Genomic DNA, 24,521 nt, shown 5'->3' with positions numbered 1-24,521 from the left:
CACTGAGATTTTTTTGAAGTGAATAATTTTTCTTGAAAATATATTTAGTCTAATTCAGCAATTTGTTTTTCAACTTGCGGATTAGTTCTGAATTCATCATACGTTGTATCGGCACGGTCAACTACCCCATCGCTGGTGAGATAAATCAGACGGTTGGCAATTGTTTGAATAAATTGATGATCGTGCGATGCAAATAGAATTGAACCTTTGTAGTCGATCAAACCGTCGTTCAAAGCCGTGATTGATTCCAAATCTAAATGATTGGTTGGATCATCTAACAGCAAGACATTTGCCTTGAGCAACATCATCTTCGACAGCATGACACGAACTTTTTCACCACCGGAAAGAACATCCACATGCTTAGTTACGTCATCTCCAGAAAAGAGCATTCTTCCTAAGAAACCTCGTAAGAAAGTATCGTCGTCCTCACCTTTTTCGGCAAATTGACGCAACCAATCAATAATTGGTGTGGGTTCAGTAAACATGGAGTTGAAATCTTTTGGTAAATAAGCTCGACTGGTTGTGACACCCCAAGTGATCGTACCGGAATCGGGAACTAAGTCACCACTCAAGACTCTGAAAAGTGCTGTCGTTCTCATATCATCTTTGGCTAAAAAGGCTACCTTGTCATCTTTGTTCAAGATAAAGCTGACATTGTTCAATACTTTCTTGCCATCGATCGTTGCCGAAAGGTTATCGACTTTTAACAAATCATTACCGATTTCTCGGTTAGGCACAAATTTGATAAATGGATAACGTCTCGAACTAGGTTGAATATCATCTAAAGTAATCTTATCAAGCATCTTCTTACGTGAAGTTGCCTGTTTTGATTTAGACGCATTGGCTGAGAAGCGAGCGATAAAGTCTTGTAATTCTTTGATTTTTTCTTCTTTTTTCTCGTTTTGATCTTGCTTCATCTTTTGAGCTAATTCGGATGATTGTTGCCAGAAATCATAGTTACCGGCATAAAGTTGAATCTTACTGTAATCAAGGTCGGCCATATATGTGCAGACTTTGTTCAAGAAGTAGCGATCATGGGAAACTACGATCACGGTGTTTTCAAAGTTGATCAAGAATTCTTCCAACCAGTCGATCGACTCAACATCCAAGCCATTGGTAGGCTCATCAAGTAACAAGACATCTGGTTGTCCAAATAATGCTTGAGCTAACAAGACTTTAATTTTTTGACCAGCAGTTAAAGTGTTCATTTTAACTTGATGCAAACTTTCCGGAATGTTCAAGCCTTGTAACATTTGAGAAGCTTCACCTTCAGCTTCCCAGCCACCCATTTCACCAAACTTAGCTTCTAAATCGGCCGCTTTCAATCCGTCCTCTTCACTAAAGTCTGGTTTTGCGTAGATAGCATCTTTTTCTTGCATGATTTGGTAAAGTTCTGTGTGGCCCATTAAGACCGTTTCCATAACTGTATAATCATCATAATCGAAGTGGTTTTGTTTTAAGGTAGCTAAACGTTCATTGGGTCCTAATTTGACAGAACCTGTGGAAGGTTTTATTTCGCCTGACAAAACCTTTAGAAATGTTGACTTGCCGGCACCATTAGCACCAATCAAGCCATAGCAGTTCCCCGGAGCAAACTTAATATTTACATCCTCAAATAACTTTCGATCGGCAAAGTGCAAACTAACGTCACTAACAGTAATCAAATATATAATCCTCATTTCTTAAATGTAGTCTAGCTTGCATTATACGGGGAATTATTGATGGACGCAATTAATTCTTTAATTTTCCAGCCAAACAGTTCCAGATTGTACTGTACTCCATGCTAAACCATCGTACTTATTAGTCTCGATTCGAGCCCAATAATATAATTCGATCAGAGATTTAGGGAAATTGTTAGGATCCTCAATGTACTTTAAGCTGATCTCTTGAAAAAGTTGCGGTGCGATTCGATCGATATTTTTAGTCTTAGTTAAGATTACAATATCTTTGTTCAAAATTTGAAATAAATCAGGCCGCTTTTTTAACTCAGGGTCACTAATAACTTCATTCAATTTTACTAGCATTTCTTCTACTATCTTATTAAGTATTAATTGCTTTGTTGTTTTATTCATGACATTAACCTCTTTTTTCAACCACAATAATAGAGGCTTATTAATTTTTTAACTACAAATTGCTTAACAAAAATAATTAATTTTTTTACAATATTTTTGCGATTATAACAGTGTTTACCACCAATCAAACATTTTTAATTTAAAAATAAATATCGGTGAGACGTAACGGCGTTTAAGAAAAAATTACTTGATTTCAAGCGGTTTCTTTGAAGATTTAAAGCGGCGTTATAATCTTATGCCTAATCTTTTTATAAATAGTTATTGAAAAAAGGATTTAAAAGTACTATCTTTAATCTTCGTTAAAGAAATAAATGGTTATTTTCAAGAAATCGAGGGGTATATAAAATGAAAAGAACCACGACGACATCCTGCACCAAATGGGGGATGTTGATTACTCTTGGTATCGTTTACGGTGATATTGGTACTTCACCACTCTATGTTATGAATGCCATCCTAAAAGATGCTGGTACGATGTCAAAAAGTCGGCCTGATTATATAATCGGCAGTGTTTCACTGATTTTTTGGACCTTAATGCTGATTACGACTGTTAAATACGTTTTAATTGCTATGAAAGCAGATAACAATCGTGAAGGTGGGATCTTTGCCCTCTATGCTTTGATCAAGTCACAAGCAAAATGGTTGATAATTCCAGCTTTGATCGGTGGCGCGGCGTTATTAGCGGATGGAACTTTGACACCGGCCGTGACCGTTACGTCTGCGATTGAAGGAATCAAAGGCCAGTCTTTTGGCAATTTTGTCTTCCCGAATGATCAAGGGATGGTCTTGATTATCGTTACAGTTATACTATTAACAATTTTCTTTATTCAAGTTTTCGGGACTGAAAAAATTGGTCGTTCTTTTGGGCCAATCATGTTGATTTGGTTTTCCTTTATCGGTTTAATGGGCTTACTTAACTTGACTAGAGACTTCTCTGTTCTAAAAGCCCTCTCTCCCATCTATGCGATCAAAGTTATCGCCAGTCCTGATAATCATGTGGGAATCTTTATCCTGGGTAGTGTCTTTTTGGCAACTACTGGTGCAGAAGCTTTGTACTCCGACATGGGACAAGTTGGTAAGAAAAATATTTATGCCACCTGGCCTTTTGTCTATGCCATGCTAACTTTAAACTACTTAGGACAAGCCGCTTGGGTAATTACTAATTACAATCGTCCAGAATTTGCTGGCGTTAAGAGCATCAATCCTTTTTATGCAATGTTACCTAACCGTCTTCAATTTTTTGCCATCGTGATTGCGACAATTGCTGCTGTCATCGCATCCCAAGCTTTAATCACGGGGTCATTTACTTTAGTACAAGAAGCAATTGGCCTAAAAATCTTGCCTAAGATGCGTGTCAAGTTCCCTGGCCAAGTCAAGAGTCAGTTGTACATCGGCGCTGTCAATTGGATCATCTGTGCAATCACACTGGGAGTCGTCTGGGGCTTTAAGACTTCCGAACATATGGAAGCAGCCTATGGTTTGGCGATCACCTTAACCATGCTGATGACGACTTTATTATTGCATCAGTACTTGATTATGAAAAAGCGTCCTTTATTAGCAACCGTCTTCGTGATTTTCTTTGCCATTTTGGAATCGCTCTTCCTAATCTCCAGTCTAATCAAATTCATCCACGGAGGGTATGTCACCGTTATTATCACGACTGCTATATTGTTGGTAATGATAGTTTGGTTCTTTGGCAACAAACGACGTGACGCCTACCTTGGTGAAAGTGAATCAGTTTGTTTGAGTGACTTTGTGCCACAGATTGAAAAGCTCAGTCAGGACAAAACGATTCCGCTATATGCGACTAATCTAGTTTATATGAACAAGACGAATCAAGATTATTCCTGCAAACGTTCCATCATCTATTCAATTCTTGATCAAGATCCTAAACGGGCTAAAGTTTACTGGTTTATCAGCGTTAATCAAACTGATGCCCCCTACGAATGCAACTACACAGTTGATATGATGGGAACTAGAAATATCGTCAATGTTAATTTGAACCTCGGCTTTAAGAAGTCGCAACACGTTAACATCTACATTCGTCAGATCATCAATTCCCTCTTAGATAAAAAGATCATTGATGATCAAACGCCAGAATACTCAATTTTGCCAAATCGTCGGGCTGGATCTTTCAAGTTCATCATTCAAAATCAGCAGTTCCAAGATTTAGGAGCTCAAGATTATATGAATAATTTTGACCGCTTCTTGATTGGTGGACGACTTTTGCTCCAAAATATTACTTTGTCGCCTGCTATGTGGTTCGGTTTGGAATTCAGTGATGTGGTCGAAGAAAAGGTTCCGCTATTCTTAGGTAAACATTACGATCCATATTTAGCTCAAAATAAAATTAAGAACAGTCTTAAACCCAAAGAGGTTTTAGATTAAATTTATCATTTAAAAGGCACGGGATTCTCGTAAAAGAAGAATCCTGTGCCTTTTTGGTTTATCTCGATAATACCTAAATTCAAATCATTTAGCTAATTGTTTCAATAACTGATTCATCTGTTGTTGCAATTCTTGACCTATATCAGTTTCGGCGACGGTCTTTCGTTTAACAGACTGTTCAATCACCCGCTTAGTCGAAACAACATCCGTCATTTCTGCAATAGCTTTTTTTCTCGTGGTGAACGGTTCATGCGTGACCAATTGGAGGCCATAGGAATTTGATAACAGCGTATAACCACCAATTCCTGTGGTCTTGTGATAAGGCTTAGACATCCCTCCGTCGATCACAAAAATCTTACCATTGGCTAAAATGGGTGACGTTCCAGCTTTAACAGGCGTATGACCGTTGATAATATGGCCCTCCGATGTCAAGCCAAATTCCTCAAATAATTTATCCGCAAACCACGATGCTTTACGTAATGAGTAATAAGGATTTAACCGTTCAATTTGCAGTCGTTTATCATCTATAAAATATCGTTCAAAGGTCGTCATCTTGTCCTTGCCAAATAACGGTGACATTTTGCCAGTCCAAAGATACCAAATAACATCATTTTCAAAAGTATCGGCGGTAGTCGGATGATCCAAAGCCTGCCGAATTATTCGATCAAAATAGTCAAACAGTGCCTTCCCGGCATAGGAATGACCTTTTATCTGCCAAGCAAGTAATTCACCATCCTCTGCTACCGGAACACAGCCATGCAATAAGAGATTACCATTATACTTCAAATACATTGAACCATTGTCGATCAAGTATTGAATATGTTGTTTCAGCTTCTTTGAGGACATGAATTGTTTCATCAAATCGTCAATCGTAGCTGATTCTTTGGCGGTTAATTGATAAGGATCTTGACTATCAACCATTTGAAAACAACCGTTGTTGATGGGATAGCTTTTGCCTTCGATAGTGATTTCTTTTCGATCAAAACTTAATTTATCAAGTAAAAGTCGATTCTCCATTTTAAATTCGGGACGCCGTTTAATGGCTTGGCCTTCGAGTTTAAATTGTAAAATGGCAGCCGCCTGTTGAATTCGGTTATCAACCGCGGCTTGTGCCGGACTGATTTTTTTACCGGTATCGGATTTAGGGGTAAAACTGGCCAGAGGCTGATAGTTATCGACTGCCAACAAGCGAATTTTAGAGAGGTCGATTCCATAAGACTGCTCCAAGATTTCCAGATTATCATACCGGGCACAGATCCTTAAGAGATTTAACATACATAGTTTAGAACCGGCCACGCTGCCCATCCAAAGTATATCGTGATTCCCCCACTGAAAATCAAAGTTTTTCCAGTGATGAACTAGGTGTTCAATAATATAATCCGGGTGTGGTCCACGGTCATAAATATCGCCGATAATGTGAATGTGGTCCACAACCAATCTCTGAATCGAATGGCAAGTGTCAATGATAAAGTCATCGGCCATGTTCAATTTAATGATACTATTCATGATTTCCTGATAAGACAATTGTTTCATTTCGGCGTTAGTATCGGCATATAACAATTCTTCCGTCACGTAAACAAAATCTGGGTTGAGTGCTTTTCTAACCTTCGAACGGGTATATTTATTAGCGGTATACTTCAACATCTCGATTAAATTATTAAAAGTATCCATGTACCACTGAATCATTTGCTCATCGTCATTAATTGCTAACTTAGTCTTAGCAAGAATTTCGGAAGGATAATAAATCAAAAAAGCCAATTTTTTCTGACTCATAGGCGACAAACGGCCGGTAAACAATTCCGCTATCTTCTGTTTAGTATTTCCCGAACCATTACGCATAATGTGTGCAAATTCATCATATTCGCCATGGACATCACTGACAAAGGCTTCCGTCCCCTTTGGCAAACTTAAAATGGCTGATAGATTGATAATCTCTGATTTAACTTCATTTAAATTGGCAAATTCTTCGTTCATTTGATATATACCTTTCTTAAAATAGTCGCTGTTTCTCACTGGTACGGCGGTACAATCAAAACTATACCATTCTAAGTAAGCGATTCCAAGTGCAATTAAAAAAGAACATCCCGTTTTATCTCTAAAACACGGATGTTCTCTTTAATTATCAAAACTGGCGAAAAGCTAGTAACAATCCAGCCCAGCACCAATAAATTATTTTGTGCTAATCTAAACCGAACGAAACCTGAAAAAGATGATTAATTTATCTAAGGATTTTTTGGCTGATTATTCATATTGCTTTTTCCATTTAGCGATTGTTTAGAACTTGGATCCAAAATATATCGATTGATCAAGTCAATGATCTGGTCATTTTGGGGCAAATCGGAATGTTGCGCATCTGACCCTGATACGGAAATAGTTGTAAAATGCTTAACTTGTCCTTGATAAATATATTTACCGGCTACCACACTGCCCAGTGGCACTAAGCCATCGGAATTATAAGTTTCGGTCCCGGCAACAATGTAGACATCCATATTAGTTGGTAAATTCTTACGGTCAGCAATATAATCCGTCAACATTTGGGTCTTATGATGAACGGAATTTTCGTTGAAGTTATATGGCGAACCAATTGTCATCAAACGTTTCAGGGTCACACGGTCTGAATAGTTTGAAAAATATTTTTCCAAGAACAAGGTGTAAATCAGGCCGCCATTCGAATGTCCAATCGCCTTGAAATTATTGAATCGATACGCATCGGTGATGTACTTGAATGCGATATTAAAACGTCTAGCTTGCTGTTTAATGTTGCTGTAGCCATCGGCATTATTCTGAAAACCGACCACGATTATTGGCTCATTGTCACCAGTTCTAATCTGACCAGTGATATTCAATTTATCATTATTCATTACTTCGATTTTTAAAAGACTGTGTTGATCCTTTTTCGCTTTGCCCTTATTGAGCTTCTTGACTAAGGTGTCGAAACGATTGACTGTGGCCGAACTACCAGGAATCATAATGACTGGAGAAACTTTTGAGTTATGCCAGCGCATCAATTCACTGACTTCAGTTTGAGTCCATTGAAAAGACATGATAACTAAGACGGTGGAAATGAACACCCCAACGATCGTCCAAATCCACTTTTTATACCGCTTGTACTGCTTCATCATCATCGCCGACCTCCTCAATCGTTTTATCTGCCAATTTGACAAACGGCATGTAAATCAAAACGTCTAAGCAAATCAGGATGGCTCCGAAAATAAAAGCCCACCAATTACCGTTTGTACCGATAAAGGCAATCAAAGGCCCAGGAGTCCCATATGGCACTGGATAGGCTGACGTCGGCATCCAACGCAATGACAAGAATAACGCTGCCACCAGCATATTAAAAAATGGCGCTAAAACAAATGGGAAAAACATGATTGGATTAAATAAAACTGGAATCCCAAACATCATCGGATAATTATTGTTAAAAATTGCGGGAAAAATGGCCCATTTAGAAGTATTTCGATTGACCTTTTTCTTGGAGAAAATCAATATGGCAATGATCAAGGCTAACATAACCCCGGTCCCACCAAAATTGGCAAAACTATGATACAAGGTCGTATCGGTAAATTTAAAAGGTACATTCCAAACTGATTTTGCTTTCAAAGCAGCATTCATATTAGCTAAAGAAGCTGCATCGGTGAAAGATGGTGCATGTATGAATGGTCCACCGATTGCTAACCATGATAAAACATTGGTCAATAATCCCATCCCCAAGACATACATTAAAGAATTAACTTGTGAGTGTTCGGTTACAAAAGTTGCCACATAACTGGGAATCTCTAATCGGCCAACAAAGCCCAATATCAAATTAACGATTGCAGCACTAAGGATAATAATACTTACCGGCTTCAAGAGTTGAAATAACTCTTCCTTTTGAAGATTGACTAGTTTGACCATCAGCCGACCGCAGAGATAGCCAATAATTAAGGAAAAGAACATCCCATTTGACATCAAACGCGGATTGAAATTCAACAACCCATCTTGATTAGGTTGATAAGCGACAATTAAGAATGCTAACAGTCCCATCGCCCCAGCCGCTGAAGATTTACGTCCATAAACTTTGGCCGTGAAATAAGCCGAACCATAGGCAGAATAAATTGCTACCATATCGATCGTACAGTGATAAATCACCCCCATACCCCACGCTAAGTCTTTGTGAAACGGCAACCACTTAGTGATACCGAACAAGACAGCCATGAAACCTGTCGGTGTTAAGAAAGTGACTTGCAAAACTTCCGCAAAACTCCCAAATAAGATAATTGGAAACATCATCTTGAGAGTATCACGAATAATGCGCATCATTTTACTACCATAAACCCAGGTTGTAAATTTCAACAATCGATCCATTGATCTACCCCCTCTTCCTCAGAACGTTCTAATTATAAAACCATTATTTCAAAAAAAATATAACTTTCATTGAATTTAATTAAGCTTTAGATTTATTTAAAAATATCCAAGCAAGTGACTTGCAAATGCACTAAATCAAGACTAAATTAAAGATGTAATAAGTTTTGTACGAGTTAATTTTTCTAAACCTTTTTTCAGAGAGGAGTATTATTATGAAAATTACAATTACTGATAATGCTAAACAATTTTTGGCCGACAAAATTCCTACTGGCAGCGTTGTTATTCTGACTACTGACGATGGTTCCAACAAGTACTCAAGTGTCGGAGCTACTTGTGATTTAGCTGACAAATTTCAGCTGATCATCTTAAATCAGCCCGACGATAATTTTAATCTAACGATCGAAAATGACTCTGGTTATCAACTTAGTATGTCTAAATTTGAAGAATATCTAGTTGGTGACAATCTAACCATTGATTTTGACCACGATACCCTCACCTTAAGGGACAAGACCGGTATCCTTGATAGTAACTTGTCGATTATCGATTGGCGGAATGTTAAACCTGAAACCGAAAAGGAACGACTCAATAAAATGGTTACCTTGGGCGATCAAATCTGCTGATAATAATCTGTCTTACACATATTTATCAAGTCAAAAAGCAATCAGAACTATCCTCAATTGAGGAGTCTGATTGCTTTTTTGTGATACTTTTTATATCTATTAGCGATTCAATTCTTGAGCTAATTGCGAGATTTTTGCTTCAATCTGATCCCGAACTTGGCGAAAAACTAACATTTTTTCTGCCTTAGTTCCTTTTGCTTGTGCGGGGTCAGCTAGAGGCCAGTGCAATTTTCGAACTGTTTTTGGCGTTACTGGACAACGATCCTTTGCATCACCACAGAGTGTCACTACGAGTTGACATTGTTGCAAATAGTCATTATCGATCAGCTTCGATTTATTTGTCGAAATATCAATTCCTACTTCTTGCATTGCTTCGATGGCTAAGGGATTGACCCCATGACTTTCGATTCCCGCACTAGCGACTTGCCAGTCATTCCCTAAGAGTTGTTTGGCAAAACCTTCTGCCATTTGGCTCCGACATGAATTACCGGTACAGAGAAAATATATTTTTTTCATCATTATCTCCAAGTTAAAACGATCTTTTGACCATCCGTTTGATGATTCAATAACATACTTTGAGCTTGTTTCATTTGGGCCATCGGTAGTTGGACAATTTTATCATCGAGCAATTTACCTTGAGCAAAAGCTTGATTTAACAACTTTGCAGCTTTTCTTAGTTGTGACAAAGGGGCATGACTAATGACGAAGCCCTTGATGGCCTGATCTTGAGTATACATCTGACGGACATCAAAGGAAAACTGATTATCACTAGGAGCGGTAATCAAAGCAATCTGCCCGCCTAATTTCAACTGATTGAGATTCATCTGTAAATCAACATTGCCCGAAGTATCGACAATATAATCGAACTTTTGACTAATTTGAGAAATTGGTTGGTGGTAATCATAAGCTTTTACTGCACCAAAAGAGGAGAATTTGTCAAAATCTTTCGTATTACTAGTCGTAGCAACTTGTAAGTTTAAACTCTTAGCCAATTCAACTAATTTAATTCCCACGTGACCAGCGCCACCCTCGATTAAAATATTTTTCTTAGCTTCAACCTTTAAAATATCAGTCAATAAAATTGCCGCTGTCGCAGCCGAATGAACTGCAGCAACCAATTTAATTGGATCAACTTGATTGGGAATCTTGAATAGTCGTTGACTAGGAATAGCAACCAATTGACTGGCAGTTCCGGCTCGGCCATCATAGCCCATACTATTTGTCCAGACCAGGTCACCGACTTGAAAATCTGTCACTTTTTGACCGATTTCTTTGACAACACCGACACCATCTCGTCCTAAAACGAATGGAAAATTCAACTTCGTTTGAAAACCACCTGAACGAACGAAAGTATCGACGAAGTTGACGGAAACGGCCGTAATTTCTACTAAAACTTCATGTTCATTAATTATTGGATCAGCTATTTCACCAAATTTTATTTCATCCAGATCGCCAGTTTGATCAATATAAGCAGCTAACATTTCTACCTCCTGAAACTTGGATATAACTATTTTTGCTTTTAATACAAATAGAGCGGCAACCCCAAGTCGAGTTACCTCTCTATTTACATTGATGCTAAAAAGCAAACGTATTTTGTCCTGCTCTCTTTAAAGCAATTATTTTTTCATTCCACAGTAGCCATTGCAGGCACATTTTTCATCACTGATCATTGGACAGTGACAAATACCATCGCTACTTGCACAACGACAACCAGTGTGACATTCCATACCTGCATGACAGTATGGATTTTCTTTTGTATCAGACATAACTTTTCCCTCTTTATTTAATATCGTAATCAATCGGATTCAACTTATTTGAAGCTTTCTTCAAATGGAACATTGCTCTGAAGAATACTACTAATAAGATTACCACTCCGACGGTAAAAATAACATCAGGGACGGACCGAGCAATGGTCAAACCTTTTTCAAGCGGTGCCCGATAAAAGCTCAACTGTCTAGCATGCCAATAACCGTTCTCTAGTGCATCTTTTAGCTGTAAGAAACCAAGTGGCATCAAGGTGATGAAGACCATGCCAGCTAAACCAACATTCATGGTGATACATGCCCATTTGATCCACTTCTCAACTTTTTCAGTCCAAAAATCACTGACTGTCAGATGTCTGATCGCAAATAGCATGATAGCTACCGAGAAGAAGCCATAAACCCCGGCCATTGACCCGTGAGCATGAGCGGAAGTCCATTGAGTACCATGTTCAAAATAGTTGATTGCAGGTGCATTGATCAAGAATCCTAATGCACCGGCTCCTAAAGCATTCCACAATCCGGTTGAGACAAGAAACATAAAGGTGCCTTTATATGGAAAGTCTTTGTGACTATCTTTATAAACCCGATAATGCGTGTATGCTTCCCAAACTAACAAACAAAGTGGGATTACTTCCAAAGCGGAGAAACAAGAACCTAGAGCTAACCAGATCGAATGATCTCCTTCCCAGAAATAGTGATGTCCCATTCCGACAACACCAGTTCCAAGTAAGAGGATCAATTGGAAATACAAAGCTCGAATAGTCGATTTGATAGTTGTTAGTTTCATATCGACCATCAAGTAACCGATTAGGATTACGGCAAAGGATTCAAAGATACCTTCAACCCATAGATGGACGATCCACCATCTCCAATAATCGGCGAAAGTAACGTGTGAGTTTGGCAAAATGAAGAGTGATGCCAAATAGAAAGCTGGAATAGCAATTGAACCAATAATCAATAATTGCAACAATCTTGAACGATCCAAATTCTTCTTGATTCGGATTGCCGGGATAAAACCACGACACATAATGGCAATCCACAAGAACATCCCAATGATGAACAAGACTTGCCAGAACTTACCCATTTCAGCATATTCCCAGCCATAATGACCAAAGAGCCACCAGTCTTTATTGATAATGCCTAAAGTAGAACCCCATTCACCAAGCATTGAACCACCAACAACGACAATCAAGGCCCAGAATAAGATATCAACTAGGACACCTTGATGTTTTGGTTCTCGACCCAAGACTCGTGGAGTAATGTAGATTCCTGTTGCCAACCAAGCGGTAGCAATCCAGAAAATAACTAGTTGCAAATGCCAAGTTTTAGCCAAGTTAAATGGCCAAATGTACTGCAATTGCAAGCCAAAGAAACTATCTTCAACATAATAGTGCGACATTAATTCACCCAGTAAAATCTGGACTAAAAACATCAGCATGACAATCAAGAAATACTTAGCGGTCTTTCGTTGAGAAACACTGATTGGTTCGTCAGTCCTAATTTCTGGTATATCAGCATATGATTCATTGAATTGCATGTCAAAATGATATTTCTTATAGATGAAAATAACAATTCCGACACCAGCAACCAAAATTGCGACTGACAAAGCGGTCCAAATCATCGCCTGACTAGTCATAATGTTGCCCGCATCTAAATCATATGGCCAATTGTTAGTATATGAATAAATTTGTCCAGGACGATTAGTTGATGACAACCAAGCCCCCCAGAAGAAAAAGTACGATAATTGATCGATCTTATCACCGTGTGACATGAAATCATCGGTGTTATTGTGAATCATGTTTTCCGGTAGTCCTGCTTCGTGAGGATTGTTAACAAATTGTCGACGATCATAAGCTGTCAGGTGTTTTAATCCAGCCACTTGAGCATCGGTCAAAACTAACTGATCATCGTTTTTGTCATACCGATTAACACGAATCTCCTTTTTAACTAAGCCAGAAATACCAGCCTTTTGTTGCGTATCCAAGGCAGAAAAATTAGTCTTGAATTGTTTCTGAGCATAGTATTCCTTCATCCCTAAAAGATAGATATGGAGTGACTGTGCTGTATAATCTGGACCAAAGTAAGTCCCATTCCCTAAATAAGTTCCGTAATCAGTCAAACCATACTTTTCATAAATTGCTTGACCAGAAAGCAGTTGCTTTTTGGTGACGATTGTCTGCCCCGATTCATTGACAATCTTTGAAGGTCTGGGAGCTTCATTCTTAAAAATCAAAAGTCCCCCGGCAATCAAAATTGAAAAGGCAATCACCAATATCCATAGCAACGTCCGGTTCAGGCGTTTGTATGTTTGCATGTTCAAACCTCCCCTTTATAACATCTAAATACAACCTCATACTAATACGCTTTCATAAAATAGTAAATACCATTTTTATATATTCACAATATACTTTCTTACTTAACAAAAATGAAATATAATAATTTCAAATTGTGAGCAGAATGGTTGCAGATGTTCTCTAAAGGGTATAAATTAAATAATGTAATAAAGGTTTTGTGCAAGAGGATTTTGCACAAAACACTTTAAAATATTGTATTGGAAAGGACCTCTAACTATGAAAATCGATATTAAACCAGAAGCACAAACATATTTAGCAAACAAAAATGTTCCAACAGATGCAATTATGATCTTAACAACTGACGATGGCTCTAATAAGTACTCTTCCCTTGGTGGTAGCTGTGCTATTGGCGACAAGTTCCAATTAGTTATTCTAAAAGATGAAGATCCTAATTACACAATTGACCTAGAAAACAATGCCGGTTTAGATTTACACACATCTGAAAACGATGCTGATTTGATGACTAATGGCTTGAACATCTCTGTATGGCACAATGCCCTAGCTCTAAAGGACAATTCAGGTATTCTTGACGGTGGCTTATCTGTTGTTGACTGGCGTAACGTTGAACCAGAAACAGCTGCACAACGTCGTGAAAAGATGCTCAGCCTTGGCGACAAGATCTGCTAAGAAGATAAATTTAAGAGTTAAAAAAGTTTCAAGTAAATTATTATTGAATCTCCACACAAGCAAAAATCCCAGTGAAGTTAACCATCAATGTAACGTGTTTTATCAATGATGGTTGACCCACTGGGATTTTTTTATGAAAATTTTTTTAAGTCGGCTTCTTATTTTCGATATAAAAGCACATATGATTCGTCAGGACTATTTTGAGCAACGGCTTTAATTCGATAATTTTTCATTAAAGTCCGATACAAATGTGGCTCGACAAAAGTAGCAATCTGTTGCTTTAGTGCTTCAGCCCCAGAAGCAGGCATAGTTTTTAATTTAACAATGACAAAATCGGTCTTCTTATCTCGCATCGAATTTTTAAACGATTGATACATTTCCGGCAACTGCAAATATGACATATTGAGCTGTTGCCAATATTTAGTAGTTGGAACGATCCCCGCTGCTAAGAAAAAGCCTTCATCTAAATCATTTATCATCAATAAAGTTGGATGTGCTTGCGTTTTTTTCATCACTTCAGCAAACCTTGGTTGAGCTTTCCATTGTTCTAAAGAATTAAACGAAACACGATTGTCTAGGACGATCAATTTTCCTAAATCTTCATTATTTATTAATGGTAGAAAAATGACGGCGCTGACTAATAACAATTCAATTGTTTTTACAAATCCTTGATTGAGTTTTCTTGGAATCAACCTTGTGAATCTAAGTAAGGCCGGAATCAAAAAAACGATCCAAACCAAATTGTAATAAGTATTGACCCAATGTTGCACGGCAATGAATAGTATTGATCCCAGAAACATTGCCACTTCTATTGTAATTGACTTCTTGTCCGCAATACTTTTAGCCCAACCAAGCATGATAATCGTCGCAACAATCAGATGATCCTTAATTGCTTGAGCCATCAGTAATAACAACGACCACAGTTTCATTAACAATGTTTGATTTGTAGAGCCGTACCGCGTCATATTTTGGATAAAGTAGATATTGAAGGCATCTGCTAAGGCATGGTGAATTACAAAATATAACAAAATCAAGCCAGTAACTAAGAGAAATCCCGCTAATGACCACTCAGTAACTATCAACAATTTTTTGAACGCTTTTTTTCTTAAGAAAGAGATTAGTACAATTACGAAAAAAACGACATAGGCACCAATCATTGAATACTTGTTCCAAAAAATAATCCCTAGATTGAGTCCCAGCCAGAAAAAAGTCTTGTCAGGAATCACGTTTAGACGTTTAAATTTAATCGCAACCAGAAGTAAATACAGAATTGAAGTAAACGCAAATTCTTCCGGCGAGCCACCAAAACTGTAAGCACTGGTAGATAGAAGTACCATTGGACCTATTAAAGCTAACCAAGGCCTTGGCAATACTCTAATTTTCATCACTTGAACTATTCTCCAAGTCAGTGCATAAACGATCAAAATATTAACCACTTGAATCAAAAAAATACCCAAAAAATTATCACTCTTGATCAATGATCCTAAGGCAAAAAGTAAATAGAGCAGTGGCCCTCTTTGATCAATGATATCTCGATAAGGAACGAGGCCATGTGTCATCGCCCGTCCCATCGTGAACATCGCATTCGTATCACACCACGGATTAGTTTTAAATAGTGGCGATGATCCAATGGCGATAGTACAGATAAATAGCAAAATGATAATGGGCAAGAGAAATTTTTTAAACTGTTTGACATGAATCGGCATTGAAATCCTCCGTAGCACAAAATAATTCTATTTGTTCGATAAGCTTTTTTATTATAGCACTAGGGCTTGAATTAAGGATTTTTCCAGTCGAAAAAAGACAATACGGCATAATTATTTTTATATTATGAACAAAAGTACAACTTTTTCCTGACGACAAATAAAGCGGCAACTCGATTTTGAGTTACCGCTCTATTTACATTAATGCTCGGAAGCTAGACGTGTTATCCAGCTTGCTTGAATAATTTCATGTATATTTTATTTGACGACATAACTTGCAGCTACCCATTCATTCGTAGCAACACGATAATAGGTTACGCCATTGACTACTTTAGTTTGGTCAGTTGCCCAGGAACTATTATTAGCTAAAGCTCGGTTAGAAATGGTTGTCATACTGCCATCAGCTTGCAAAGCGACTAATTGAACAAAACTGGAACTACTGTTATTGACTTTGATCACGTCCATATTGCTGGAACTATCAGTTGCCGATCCTGAATTGATCAAATATTGAGCGGCGACCCACTCATTCGTAGCGACACGGTAATAGGTTACGCCATTAACTGTCTTAGTTTGGTCAGTTTGCCAAGAGGAGTTATTAGCCAAAGCTCGATTGCTTAAAGTTTCAACTGAACCATCGCTGCCAATCGCTACTAGTGGTACAAAACTGCCTGAAGTATTCTTCACGTTGATCACTGAAGTAGTTGAACCAGTTGTTGAACTGGAGTTGTTAGTCGTAGCTGAGTCAGTGTTGGTACCTGTGGAACTGCCCGTTGGTGATTGGTAACTAGTAAAGAACGTATCATAAAGCTGAGAAACGTCAAAGTTACCGTAACTGCCGCTAAATTGATACGAACTCGACCATTGCCAACCATGGTTAGTCGTGTACCAGTTTTGATTAGTTGCATCATAAGGATATGAAGCAATCCAACCTTGACTGACCGTCATAACGTTGCCGACCCATGAACCCATTGTGTAGATAGTTGAACGATAACCGTATTTAGCGACCTCATTCATAAAGGCTGCATTATCAGCATCATTTTGTGAAGTAGAACTGACACTTTGTTCAGAACTCTCTACATCAGCCACCAAGACTGAACCTTGAGGCAGACCATCTGCTTGCGCTGTTTTAGCTGCATAATCAGCTTCGGCAATCGCACTAGCAACTGAACTGTAATGAGCATAGTGGTAACCATTGATATAAAGCCCAGCTTTTTGGGCTGTAGCAATGTTATTTGCGGCGGTACTATCCTTAAAGAAAGTACCTTCACTAATCTTAGTAACGACGGCTTTTACCCCATAGTTATTAGCCATATCTTGAAAATTAGCCACCGTCATATCACCGTTATAGTTAGAAACATCCACCATATCGGTTCTGGCAGCCTCTACGGTCGTAACCCCGCAGAACAAGAAGACTAATGCCATCATAGCGGTCAAAGCCGCAATAAACCTTCTTTTTAAAACCATAAATCTCTTCTCCCTTTTGTTGCCCACGCAACAGAGAAAAGTATATGGCAATTTTTTTTATTTGGTTTAAAAGTCACACATCTGTGTATTAAAAGTAATATTAGAAACAAAAATGTAACAAAATAGTAAAAATATGAACTAGATAATAATAATTTAATTAAGGAATCATTTTTAAATTATTTAATTATTCCCCCAAAAAGTCACTTTTTTAAAGCTCATCAACTCCATTTTTTTCCTAATAAAGCTTGTTATCGAACTGGTTCGATAATTTATAATAATTATTGTTTAAGTCTGGTCGGTGAAATTTTTACAATTTTTTTCATTTAATTATATTTAAGAAATGATTTCTTTTACTCACCTTGACCTATACTTAAATTGTGAAGTTTATTGAGGGGGATGTTTTACATGTTACATTATTTTGATTTAAAACGACCTGCTAAATTAGGACTTTCAATCGATGAACAAAAAAGTCGTTGGTTGAAAGAATTTCTAAAATCATTTTCAGTCGTTTTCTTTGTTTACTTCTGTATGTACTTGATCAGAAATAACTTATCAGCCGCCCAACCTTTGCTAGTCAAACAAGGTATCTCAACCACTGCCCTAGGTTGGATCGGTTATGGTTTCTCATTAGCATATGGTATTGGTAAAACCGTCTTAGGTTACATCGTTGACGGTAAGAATACAAAGCGCTTTATGTCATTTTTGTTGATTTTAGCTGCAATCATGACTTTAATCATCGGGGTAGCCTTATTGATGAATCAAGCTCCAGTTGGTTTGATTCTGGTACTTTGGTCACTGAATGGTATCTTCCAATCACCAGGTGGTTCAGCTTCGTTGTCAACTATCTCACGTTGGACTACTACCACCACTCGAGGTCGTTATATTGGTATCTGGAATATTTCACACGAATTCGGTGGTGCGGTAGCCGGAGTTATTGCCCTTTGGGGTGCTAATCATCTCTTTAGTGGCAACGTCGGGGGAATGTTCATCTTCCCTGCTATCATTGGCTTGATCATCGGTTTTTGGGGACTATTCTTTGGTGCCGATGATCCGCAGGAACTAGGCTGGGACCCTAGTGAAGTGATTTTTGGCGAAAATATTTCTCAAGCTGACCAAACAGCTTCCCAAATGGGAAAATGGGAAATTTTCAAAAAATTCGTTATGAAAAGTCCTTGGGTTTGGTTGCTCTGTATTGCCAATGTGTTTGTCTACGTTGTTAGAATCGGGATCGTCAACTGGGCTCCATTGTACACCGTTCAACAATTACACTTTACCGTCGCTCAAGGTGCCAACACCCTATTATTGTTCCAACTTGGCGGTATCATCGGCAGTGTTGTCTGGGGTTGGTTCTCTGATCTGTTGAAGGGACGTCGAGCTGTTGTTTCAATTATCTGCCTAGCACTGACCGCTGTTGTCGTTTTAGGTTACCGCTATGGAACGACACCTGTGATGATCAATACTTCGCTCTTCTTCTTAGGTATGTTGATTTACGGCCCACAACTCTTGATTGGTGTATCCGTCATCAGCTTTGTTCCTAAAAATGCCTTGAATGTTTCCGATGGGCTAACAGGTACCTTCGCTTACATCTTTGGTGATTTGATGGCGCAAGTTGGTTTTGCGTCGATTGCTGATCCCAAGGCGAATGGCTTATCGCTTTTTGGTCAAAACTTACACGGCTGGAACGATACCTTTATCGTCTTCTACATGGCAGTCGTCTTAAGTATCATCGTCTTAGCAGTGATTGCTGTCGGTGAAGAAAAGAGAATTCGGCAACAATTAGTCACTAAATAATGCATCAAAAAAAGTGTTCCGTAATATTTAGAATTTTTGAATTCTATTTATTATGAACACTTTTTATTTTGTCTGATTTTTGTAATTCAATATCATAAGTTCGCGTCGTCTTATTGGCTAAGACAAAAATTCCACAGATGATCGTACCAACGCCCGCAATAACAAACAGATTATTGACACCAATTTTATCAGCCAAAGGGCCAGCAAAAATCAAGCCGACTGGTCCGGCTAAACTCATCAAGGAATTCATGATACCTAACACCCGCCCTAAGTGTTCGGGGGGATAGCTCTGTTGAATGATCGCCATCAATAAGGTATTAAAAAATGGTGCCGCAATGCCCGCAAGCGCATTCAGTCCAAAGAACCACAGAAATCCAGTATAATTCTGGGGCAAAAAACCACTGACACCCATCGTTATACCTAAAATTGCCATTGACAATAAGACTGGTTTAATTCGATCTGACCAATTACCAAAAAAGCCGATGATCGTGCCACCAATCAAGGCACCAACAGAGTAAATCATTTCAATCAATCCTGCCTGTGCAACTGTCCCTTTAAAATATGACATCGTCATTAAGGGGTACATACTGACAGCCGGCATAAACAGTAACGTGAAGACTGTCCCCATCAGCGTGATGTACCAAAGTCCCTTTTTTGCCCGCAATTGTTTCAAACCAAACTTTGCATCAGCCAAGACATGAACAGGTTCGTCAATTTGAGGATTCTCAGGGATTTTCACGAAAAGAATTATCTTTACGCCGACAATTGCACCTAAAACGTCGAACAAAATCAATACTGGCATCGAAATGATCGAGAATAGAAAGGCTCCTAAAGCTGGAGCAATAATATAGTTAGCTGATTGAACCATCCCCAATTGTCCATTAACCTTAGTCAACTGCTCTTTGGGTACCATAGTTGGTAAAATTGACTGAATCGTTGGCATCTGAAAAGTTTGAGCGATAGCCCGAATCACCAGCGAAATAAAAACTAACCAAATGGGAAATGCAGCTGTCAAAAATCCCACTAAAGCTAAAATTATTGCGACAATTGCTGCAATAATATCAGGTACGATCAGCAAAGCCTTTTTGTTAGTTCGGTCAACATATGGACCAACTAAAGGACTCAAGAGAATCATTGGCAACATCCCCAAAAGAGTTGACATACTCAAGACAGTTGCCGAGCCAGTCTGCTTAGTTAAATACCAAATGATGGCATACTGGACGACCATACTGGTGATTCCCGACAAGAATTGTCCCGTCAAAAACAAATAAATATTCCCCCGCCAATTAGCGACCAGACTTTTTTCCTTATCCATAAAAGTCCCCCCTCTCCAACTTATAAAAGCTGAAAGAGTTTATCATATTTATTTGTTAATAACAATATCTTTATGTTGGCGTTTTAAAAATAAAAAAACTCAAGACAAAATTTCAAAAAAGTCTTGAGCAAAATCATTTCATTGCTTTAATAATTTCTTAACTCCAGTTAGATCTTGATTAACTCCAAATAAAACTCCACCTGGTTGTAATGCTGTAGTCTCATGTAATGATCCTAATAAATAAGGCACAAAACCAAAGTCAGTGATCAATTCAGCGACTTGTTCTAAGGCCGCTTGATCATCTCCCGCATAGGCGATCACTCTTTTTTGATGAGGCATCGCCGCGAGATCATGATATCCCATGTGATTAAAAGCTTTAATGACGACACTTTTCGAAAAATATTTTTGCACATTCTCAGATGATGTCGTCTGTTCATCATAAAAAGTATTCGTTGAACCATCGACTTCCCACCAATAATTCATCGCATCGATTACAATTTTTCCGTTCAAAAGCGTTGGTGAAAGTGTGCGATATTTACTCAACGGTAACGCTAAGATAACGATATTTGACTTTTAAGATACTTCTGCAACCGTCATAGCAACAGCACCAGGTGCCAAGACACTGATGGCCAATTCGATTTTTTCAGGTTGACCAGAACCAGCAATATTGACCACGTAGCCAGAATCAAGTGCTAATTTAGCCAACGTCAGTCCTAATTTACCCGCACCAATAATTCCAATAACTGGTTTACTCATTTTCCTGCACCAAGATTTCCTTTACTCTCGGAATAACTTTTGTGGCATACAATTCAATCGTTTTGCGACGTACACTTTCCAATTGACCGCCGGTACCATAAACTAGGTCAAAACGCTGAATTCCTAACTCTGAAATAGTTTTGGCAATTTTTTGCGCCACAGTTTCAACTGAACCCACGTAATACGCACCTTGATTGACTTCAAAGTCGTAACGTTCTTTAGTCATCGCTGGCCAGCCACGATCAAGACCTACTTTGTCCATGCTTTGCTTAATATAGTCCCAGCCGATATCATAAGCTTCTTGATCAGTCTCAGTAATGATTCCATGTGAATGAACGCCAATTGGTTGCGGTTGATTGCCATACTTTTCAACCGCTTTATGATACAAATCAATATAGGGCTTGAACCGACTTGCTTCGCCACCTATGATTGCAATCATCAAAGCATAGTTATATTTGGCGGTTCTCAAAACTGACTCTGGCGTGCCACCAATGCCGATGGCAACTGGTAACTGATGTCCTTCAATTCGCGGATAAACTCTGACATTGTCTAACTTTTGGGTAAATTTGCTTTCGGAAGTGACTGTATCTTGTGTGATCAAGTCATTGAAGAGTGCCAACTTTTCTTCAAACAATTCATCGTAATCTTCTAAGTTGAAACCAAACAGTGGAAATGACTCTGTAAAAGAACCTCTACCTAACATTATCTGGGCCCGACCATTAGACAATCCATCTAGTGTGGCAAACCTTTCGTATATACGAACTGGATCATCAGAACTGAGGACGGTCACACCGGTACTTAATTTTATTCGTTGAGTAGTTGAAGCCAAAGCTGCCAACATAATTTCTGGACTAGAAATGGAATATTCTTCGCGATGATGTTCGCCTAATGCCAGAACATCAATTCCTAATTGGTCTGCCAACTGACCTTCTGACAAAATATTTTGAAGTGATTGCCGTGAAGTCATTCTTGATCCATCAGCGTCATTAAAAGCCACATCACCAAAGGTATCCAATCCAAAGACTAATTTTTTTGTATCAATCGACATGATTGCACCTCTGCTAAAAATTATTTAGTATTTGTCGACAGTATACTTCAGATCATGAGGTAGATTCTATAAACTTGCTTATTTGGAATTAATCAAAAATGACAAAATGGCATAATTTGGGAGTCAAAAAATTCTCATTGCTTGTCAGACCATTTCTTTTATTTGAACAATTATTTATATCATCTTAAACTGATGGCGCAGATATCAAGTGAGTAATTATGGAAGTGATAATATGACAATTTTTCGTGCTTTTTCACATCAGGAAGTTATTGCAGATTTACAAACTAATATTCAAGACGGTCATATTTTGACTGATGAAGCTGATTTAAAAAATATTCCTTTAACAAAAATCTCACCGATGATGATAGCGGTCTGGCTTTAGCCGTCATCGATGCACATTCGGTAAAAGATATTCAAGGTACTTTGAAGACCGCCCGCAAATTTCACATCCCAGTCGTGCCTCAAGACCAAGCCACCAGTACCGTGATTGGCTCTGATGGTATCAAAGACAGCTTTATTCTTTCCGTCGCTAGTATGAATCACATCAAAGAAATCAGTCGTGCTGATTCTCTAGCGGTCGTGGAACCTGGTGTAATCAACGGTGAACTGGATAAAGCTGCTAGAAAACAAGGCATGTTTTACGCCCCCGACCCGGCTTCAAAACCAATTTCCGGAATCGGTGGCAATATTAATACCAATGCTGGCGGGATGAGTACGGTTAAATATGGCGCCACCAAAGACAATGTTTTAGGTATCAAAGTGGTTCTAGCTGATGGCCGTGAAATCAAATTAGGCGGTCGAACATTAAAGCAAGCTTTTGGTTACAATTTAACTCAACTATTCATTGGTTCTGAAGGAACTTTAGGGATCGTCACTGAAATAACTGTTAAGCTGTTACCAATTCCACTAGGTACTTCAGTTATGGGCATCGCCTTTTTCGACAATATGACCTCATTAGCGCAAGCCGTGGCCGACATTAGAATCTCTGGCGTCTACCCAACGATGCTCGAAGCTCTCGATGCCAATACTGTCGTTGCCTTAGACAAGTACGAAGGAACTGACTATGCTAAAGATCACGGTTCAATGTTGATTTTCAAATTGGATAATGGAACTCCAGAAGCGATGGATGTCATACAAAAGCTTTTAAACGACCATCACGCGGGGCACATCACTGTGACAAGCGATGAGCAAAAACAAGCGGCACTGCAAAAATTACGTCAAGATATGCTGCCAGCTATCTTTGAAGGGACGAATCATATCATGGAAGATATGGCCGTTCCCCTATCACAACTTGCACCATTGATGGATTATATCCAAGAATTGAGTCAGGAATATAATCTCAAAATCTACACGGCGGGACACGCTGGCGATGGCAACGTTCATCCTTCGATTGTTTGGTCAACTTCAATTACCGAAGTTCCCGAACCTGTTATCACCGTCCTCAAAAAAATGTTTCAAAAAACGCTGGAATTAGGCGGGACAATTTCTGGAGAACATGCCGTTGGGATGTTAAAGAATCAGTGGAACTATGCCGAATTAGGCGGCGATGTCGATCAGCTGCAACACCAAATCAAGGATTTATTCGACCCGTTGAATCTTTTGAATCCCAAACGCAAGATCGATTAAAAAAAACAGTGGCTAGACAAAAGTCGAATTTTAAACCAATATGCTGTACATTTACTCAAACTGAAACTAAAATACGCTCTAATTACTTTTTAAAAAGGAGGTAATATCATGCCATTTTATAAATATCACATGCAAACCAAATTCAATGATATCTTCAATGATAATAAGACCGACCTGCACAGTCTTGATGATGTAGCAAGATATTTGGGCGAAGATGTTGCCAAAGTTGAAAAAATTGTTTCCGAAAGAGCTTCTTTTACTAAAGAACAGGCGTTGCAATTAGCTGACAAGTTCGGTTATGTGCCAGGCTTTTTCTTGGGAGTCGATATGCCCGGCGACTGGGTCGACGCCCAAGATATGCCCGCTTTTGAGCGGTTTATGGGTAATGAAAAACGACGAGTTCCGATTGAGCGATCCGATTTATCCTTTATTGAACAAGAAAATCTGATCACTCGATCCGCCGAATTGTATTTTAAACAACTAGCTCAGGACAAATATCCAGGCTAAAAAAACTAGGGCTTTCTGAACATTGATATCAGTTCAAAGAGCTCTAGTTTTTTTATTGTGTCGACAAAAGATTCGATGTTTGATACTCAAAAATAACTATTGGTTCAAATACTTTTTTTGAATTATTTTTCGACAGATAAGTT

20 protein-coding genes and 1 pseudogene are annotated in these 24,521 nt (G+C 38.5%); 6 read left to right on the top strand and 15 right to left on the bottom strand.

Translation table 11 applies throughout. The features are described from left to right. Positions 1-44: 44 nt before the first annotated feature. Entirely contained in the window at positions 45-1,664 is a 1,620-nt protein-coding gene (locus ACYT32_RS03190) for an ABC-F family ATP-binding cassette domain-containing protein (RefSeq protein WP_395264483.1), read from the bottom strand. 75 nt (positions 1,665-1,739) lie between these two features. Beyond that, positions 1,740-2,072, bottom strand: a complete 333-nt coding sequence (locus ACYT32_RS03185) for a bacteriocin immunity protein (RefSeq protein ID WP_395264441.1) — start codon at positions 2,070-2,072, stop codon at positions 1,740-1,742. Positions 2,073-2,417: 345 nt separating this feature from the next. Between ACYT32_RS03185 and ACYT32_RS03180 the strand changes: the two genes are divergently transcribed. Then, positions 2,418-4,457, top strand: a complete 2,040-nt coding sequence (locus ACYT32_RS03180; protein WP_395264440.1) for a KUP/HAK/KT family potassium transporter — start codon at positions 2,418-2,420, stop codon at positions 4,455-4,457. An 84-nt stretch (positions 4,458-4,541) separates the two neighbouring features. On the opposite strand, the gene ACYT32_RS03175 is transcribed toward ACYT32_RS03180, so the two are convergent. The 3 genes from ACYT32_RS03175 to ACYT32_RS03165 all read right to left on the bottom strand — a co-directional run bounded on the left by ACYT32_RS03175 (position 4,542) and on the right by ACYT32_RS03165 (position 8,804). Next, positions 4,542-6,431, bottom strand: coding sequence for a fructose-1,6-bisphosphatase (locus ACYT32_RS03175; RefSeq protein WP_461793358.1), 1,890 nt, complete (start codon positions 6,429-6,431; stop codon positions 4,542-4,544). Positions 6,432-6,679: 248 nt separating this feature from the next. Beyond that, a complete protein-coding gene (locus ACYT32_RS03170) occupies positions 6,680-7,582 on the bottom strand; it encodes an alpha/beta hydrolase (protein ID WP_395264438.1) in 903 nt (300 codons plus the stop codon). Then, complete coding sequence (locus tag ACYT32_RS03165) at positions 7,554-8,804, bottom strand: PTS transporter subunit EIIC (RefSeq protein WP_395264436.1); 1,251 nt, start codon at positions 8,802-8,804, stop codon at positions 7,554-7,556. Before ACYT32_RS03165 ends, ACYT32_RS03170 begins: the two co-directional genes overlap by 29 nt. A 212-nt stretch (positions 8,805-9,016) precedes the next feature. Between ACYT32_RS03165 and ACYT32_RS03160 the strand changes: the two genes are divergently transcribed. After that, positions 9,017-9,424, top strand: coding sequence for an iron-sulfur cluster biosynthesis family protein (locus tag ACYT32_RS03160; protein WP_395264435.1), 408 nt, complete (start codon positions 9,017-9,019; stop codon positions 9,422-9,424). A 99-nt stretch (positions 9,425-9,523) separates the two neighbouring features. Here the strand turns inward: ACYT32_RS03160 and arsC are convergent, their stop codons facing one another. The 4 genes from arsC to ACYT32_RS03140 form a co-directional block, all read right to left on the bottom strand. After that, on the bottom strand, positions 9,524-9,940 hold the full coding sequence (gene arsC, locus ACYT32_RS03155; RefSeq protein ID WP_395264482.1) for an arsenate reductase (thioredoxin): 417 nt from the start codon (positions 9,938-9,940) through the stop codon (positions 9,524-9,526). 2 nt (positions 9,941-9,942) lie between these two features. Further along, positions 9,943-10,905 (bottom strand): alcohol dehydrogenase catalytic domain-containing protein, encoded by a 963-nt coding sequence (locus tag ACYT32_RS03150; protein WP_395264434.1) that lies wholly within the window; start codon positions 10,903-10,905, stop codon positions 9,943-9,945. Positions 10,906-11,040: 135 nt separating this feature from the next. After that, positions 11,041-11,190, bottom strand: a complete 150-nt coding sequence (locus ACYT32_RS03145) for a hypothetical protein (RefSeq protein WP_395264433.1) — start codon at positions 11,188-11,190, stop codon at positions 11,041-11,043. A 13-nt stretch (positions 11,191-11,203) separates the two neighbouring features. Next, the gene (locus ACYT32_RS03140) at positions 11,204-13,501 is read right to left on the bottom strand and encodes a nitric-oxide reductase large subunit (protein ID WP_395264432.1); all 2,298 of its coding nucleotides are present in this window, start codon (positions 13,499-13,501) and stop codon (positions 11,204-11,206) included. A 256-nt stretch (positions 13,502-13,757) separates the two neighbouring features. Here ACYT32_RS03140 and ACYT32_RS03135 point away from each other — a divergent pair, with 256 nt between their 5' ends. Continuing rightward, entirely contained in the window at positions 13,758-14,168 is a 411-nt protein-coding gene (locus ACYT32_RS03135; RefSeq protein ID WP_395264431.1) for an iron-sulfur cluster biosynthesis family protein, read from the top strand. 158 nt (positions 14,169-14,326) lie between these two features. On the opposite strand, the gene ACYT32_RS03130 is transcribed toward ACYT32_RS03135, so the two are convergent. Beyond that, positions 14,327-15,874, bottom strand: a complete 1,548-nt coding sequence (locus ACYT32_RS03130) for a teichoic acid glycosyl transferase (RefSeq protein WP_395264430.1) — start codon at positions 15,872-15,874, stop codon at positions 14,327-14,329. 255 nt (positions 15,875-16,129) lie between these two features. After that, positions 16,130-17,335, bottom strand: a complete 1,206-nt coding sequence (locus ACYT32_RS03125; protein WP_395264429.1) for a GH25 family lysozyme — start codon at positions 17,333-17,335, stop codon at positions 16,130-16,132. A 405-nt stretch (positions 17,336-17,740) separates the two neighbouring features. Here ACYT32_RS03125 and uhpT point away from each other — a divergent pair, with 405 nt between their 5' ends. Beyond that, positions 17,741-19,126 carry a hexose-6-phosphate:phosphate antiporter gene (gene uhpT / locus ACYT32_RS03120; protein ID WP_395264427.1) on the top strand — a complete coding sequence of 462 codons (1,386 nt, stop codon included), beginning with the start codon at positions 17,741-17,743 and terminating at the stop codon, positions 19,124-19,126. A 43-nt stretch (positions 19,127-19,169) separates the two neighbouring features. On the opposite strand, the gene ACYT32_RS03115 is transcribed toward uhpT, so the two are convergent. From ACYT32_RS03115 to ACYT32_RS03100, 4 genes are all read right to left on the bottom strand, one after another. Next, positions 19,170-20,441, bottom strand: a complete 1,272-nt coding sequence (locus tag ACYT32_RS03115) for an MFS transporter (RefSeq protein WP_395264425.1) — start codon at positions 20,439-20,441, stop codon at positions 19,170-19,172. Positions 20,442-20,579: 138 nt separating this feature from the next. After that, on the bottom strand, positions 20,580-20,984 hold the full coding sequence (locus tag ACYT32_RS03110) for an NADPH-dependent F420 reductase (RefSeq protein WP_395264422.1): 405 nt from the start codon (positions 20,982-20,984) through the stop codon (positions 20,580-20,582). A gap of 30 nt (positions 20,985-21,014) precedes the next feature. Then, positions 21,015-21,197 carry an NAD(P)-binding domain-containing protein gene (locus ACYT32_RS03105; RefSeq protein ID WP_395264421.1) on the bottom strand — a complete coding sequence of 61 codons (183 nt, stop codon included), beginning with the start codon at positions 21,195-21,197 and terminating at the stop codon, positions 21,015-21,017. Then, complete coding sequence (locus tag ACYT32_RS03100; protein ID WP_395264420.1) at positions 21,190-22,245, bottom strand: LLM class flavin-dependent oxidoreductase; 1,056 nt, start codon at positions 22,243-22,245, stop codon at positions 21,190-21,192. The genes ACYT32_RS03105 and ACYT32_RS03100 overlap by 8 nt, the downstream gene beginning before the upstream one ends. Positions 22,246-22,477: 232 nt before the next feature. Here ACYT32_RS03100 and ACYT32_RS03095 point away from each other — a divergent pair. Both ACYT32_RS03095 and ACYT32_RS03090 read left to right on the top strand, forming a co-directional pair. Next, a pseudogene (locus ACYT32_RS03095) lies at positions 22,478-23,871 on the top strand (FAD-binding oxidoreductase). A gap of 108 nt (positions 23,872-23,979) precedes the next feature. Then, positions 23,980-24,378, top strand: coding sequence for a hypothetical protein (locus ACYT32_RS03090; RefSeq protein ID WP_395264419.1), 399 nt, complete (start codon positions 23,980-23,982; stop codon positions 24,376-24,378). Positions 24,379-24,521: the final 143 nt, after the last annotated feature.

This window comes from Companilactobacillus sp. FL22-3, assembly GCF_054881455.1.
Note: the sequence above shows the minus strand (reverse complement) of the source record. Positions and strands in the feature narration are given on the sequence as shown.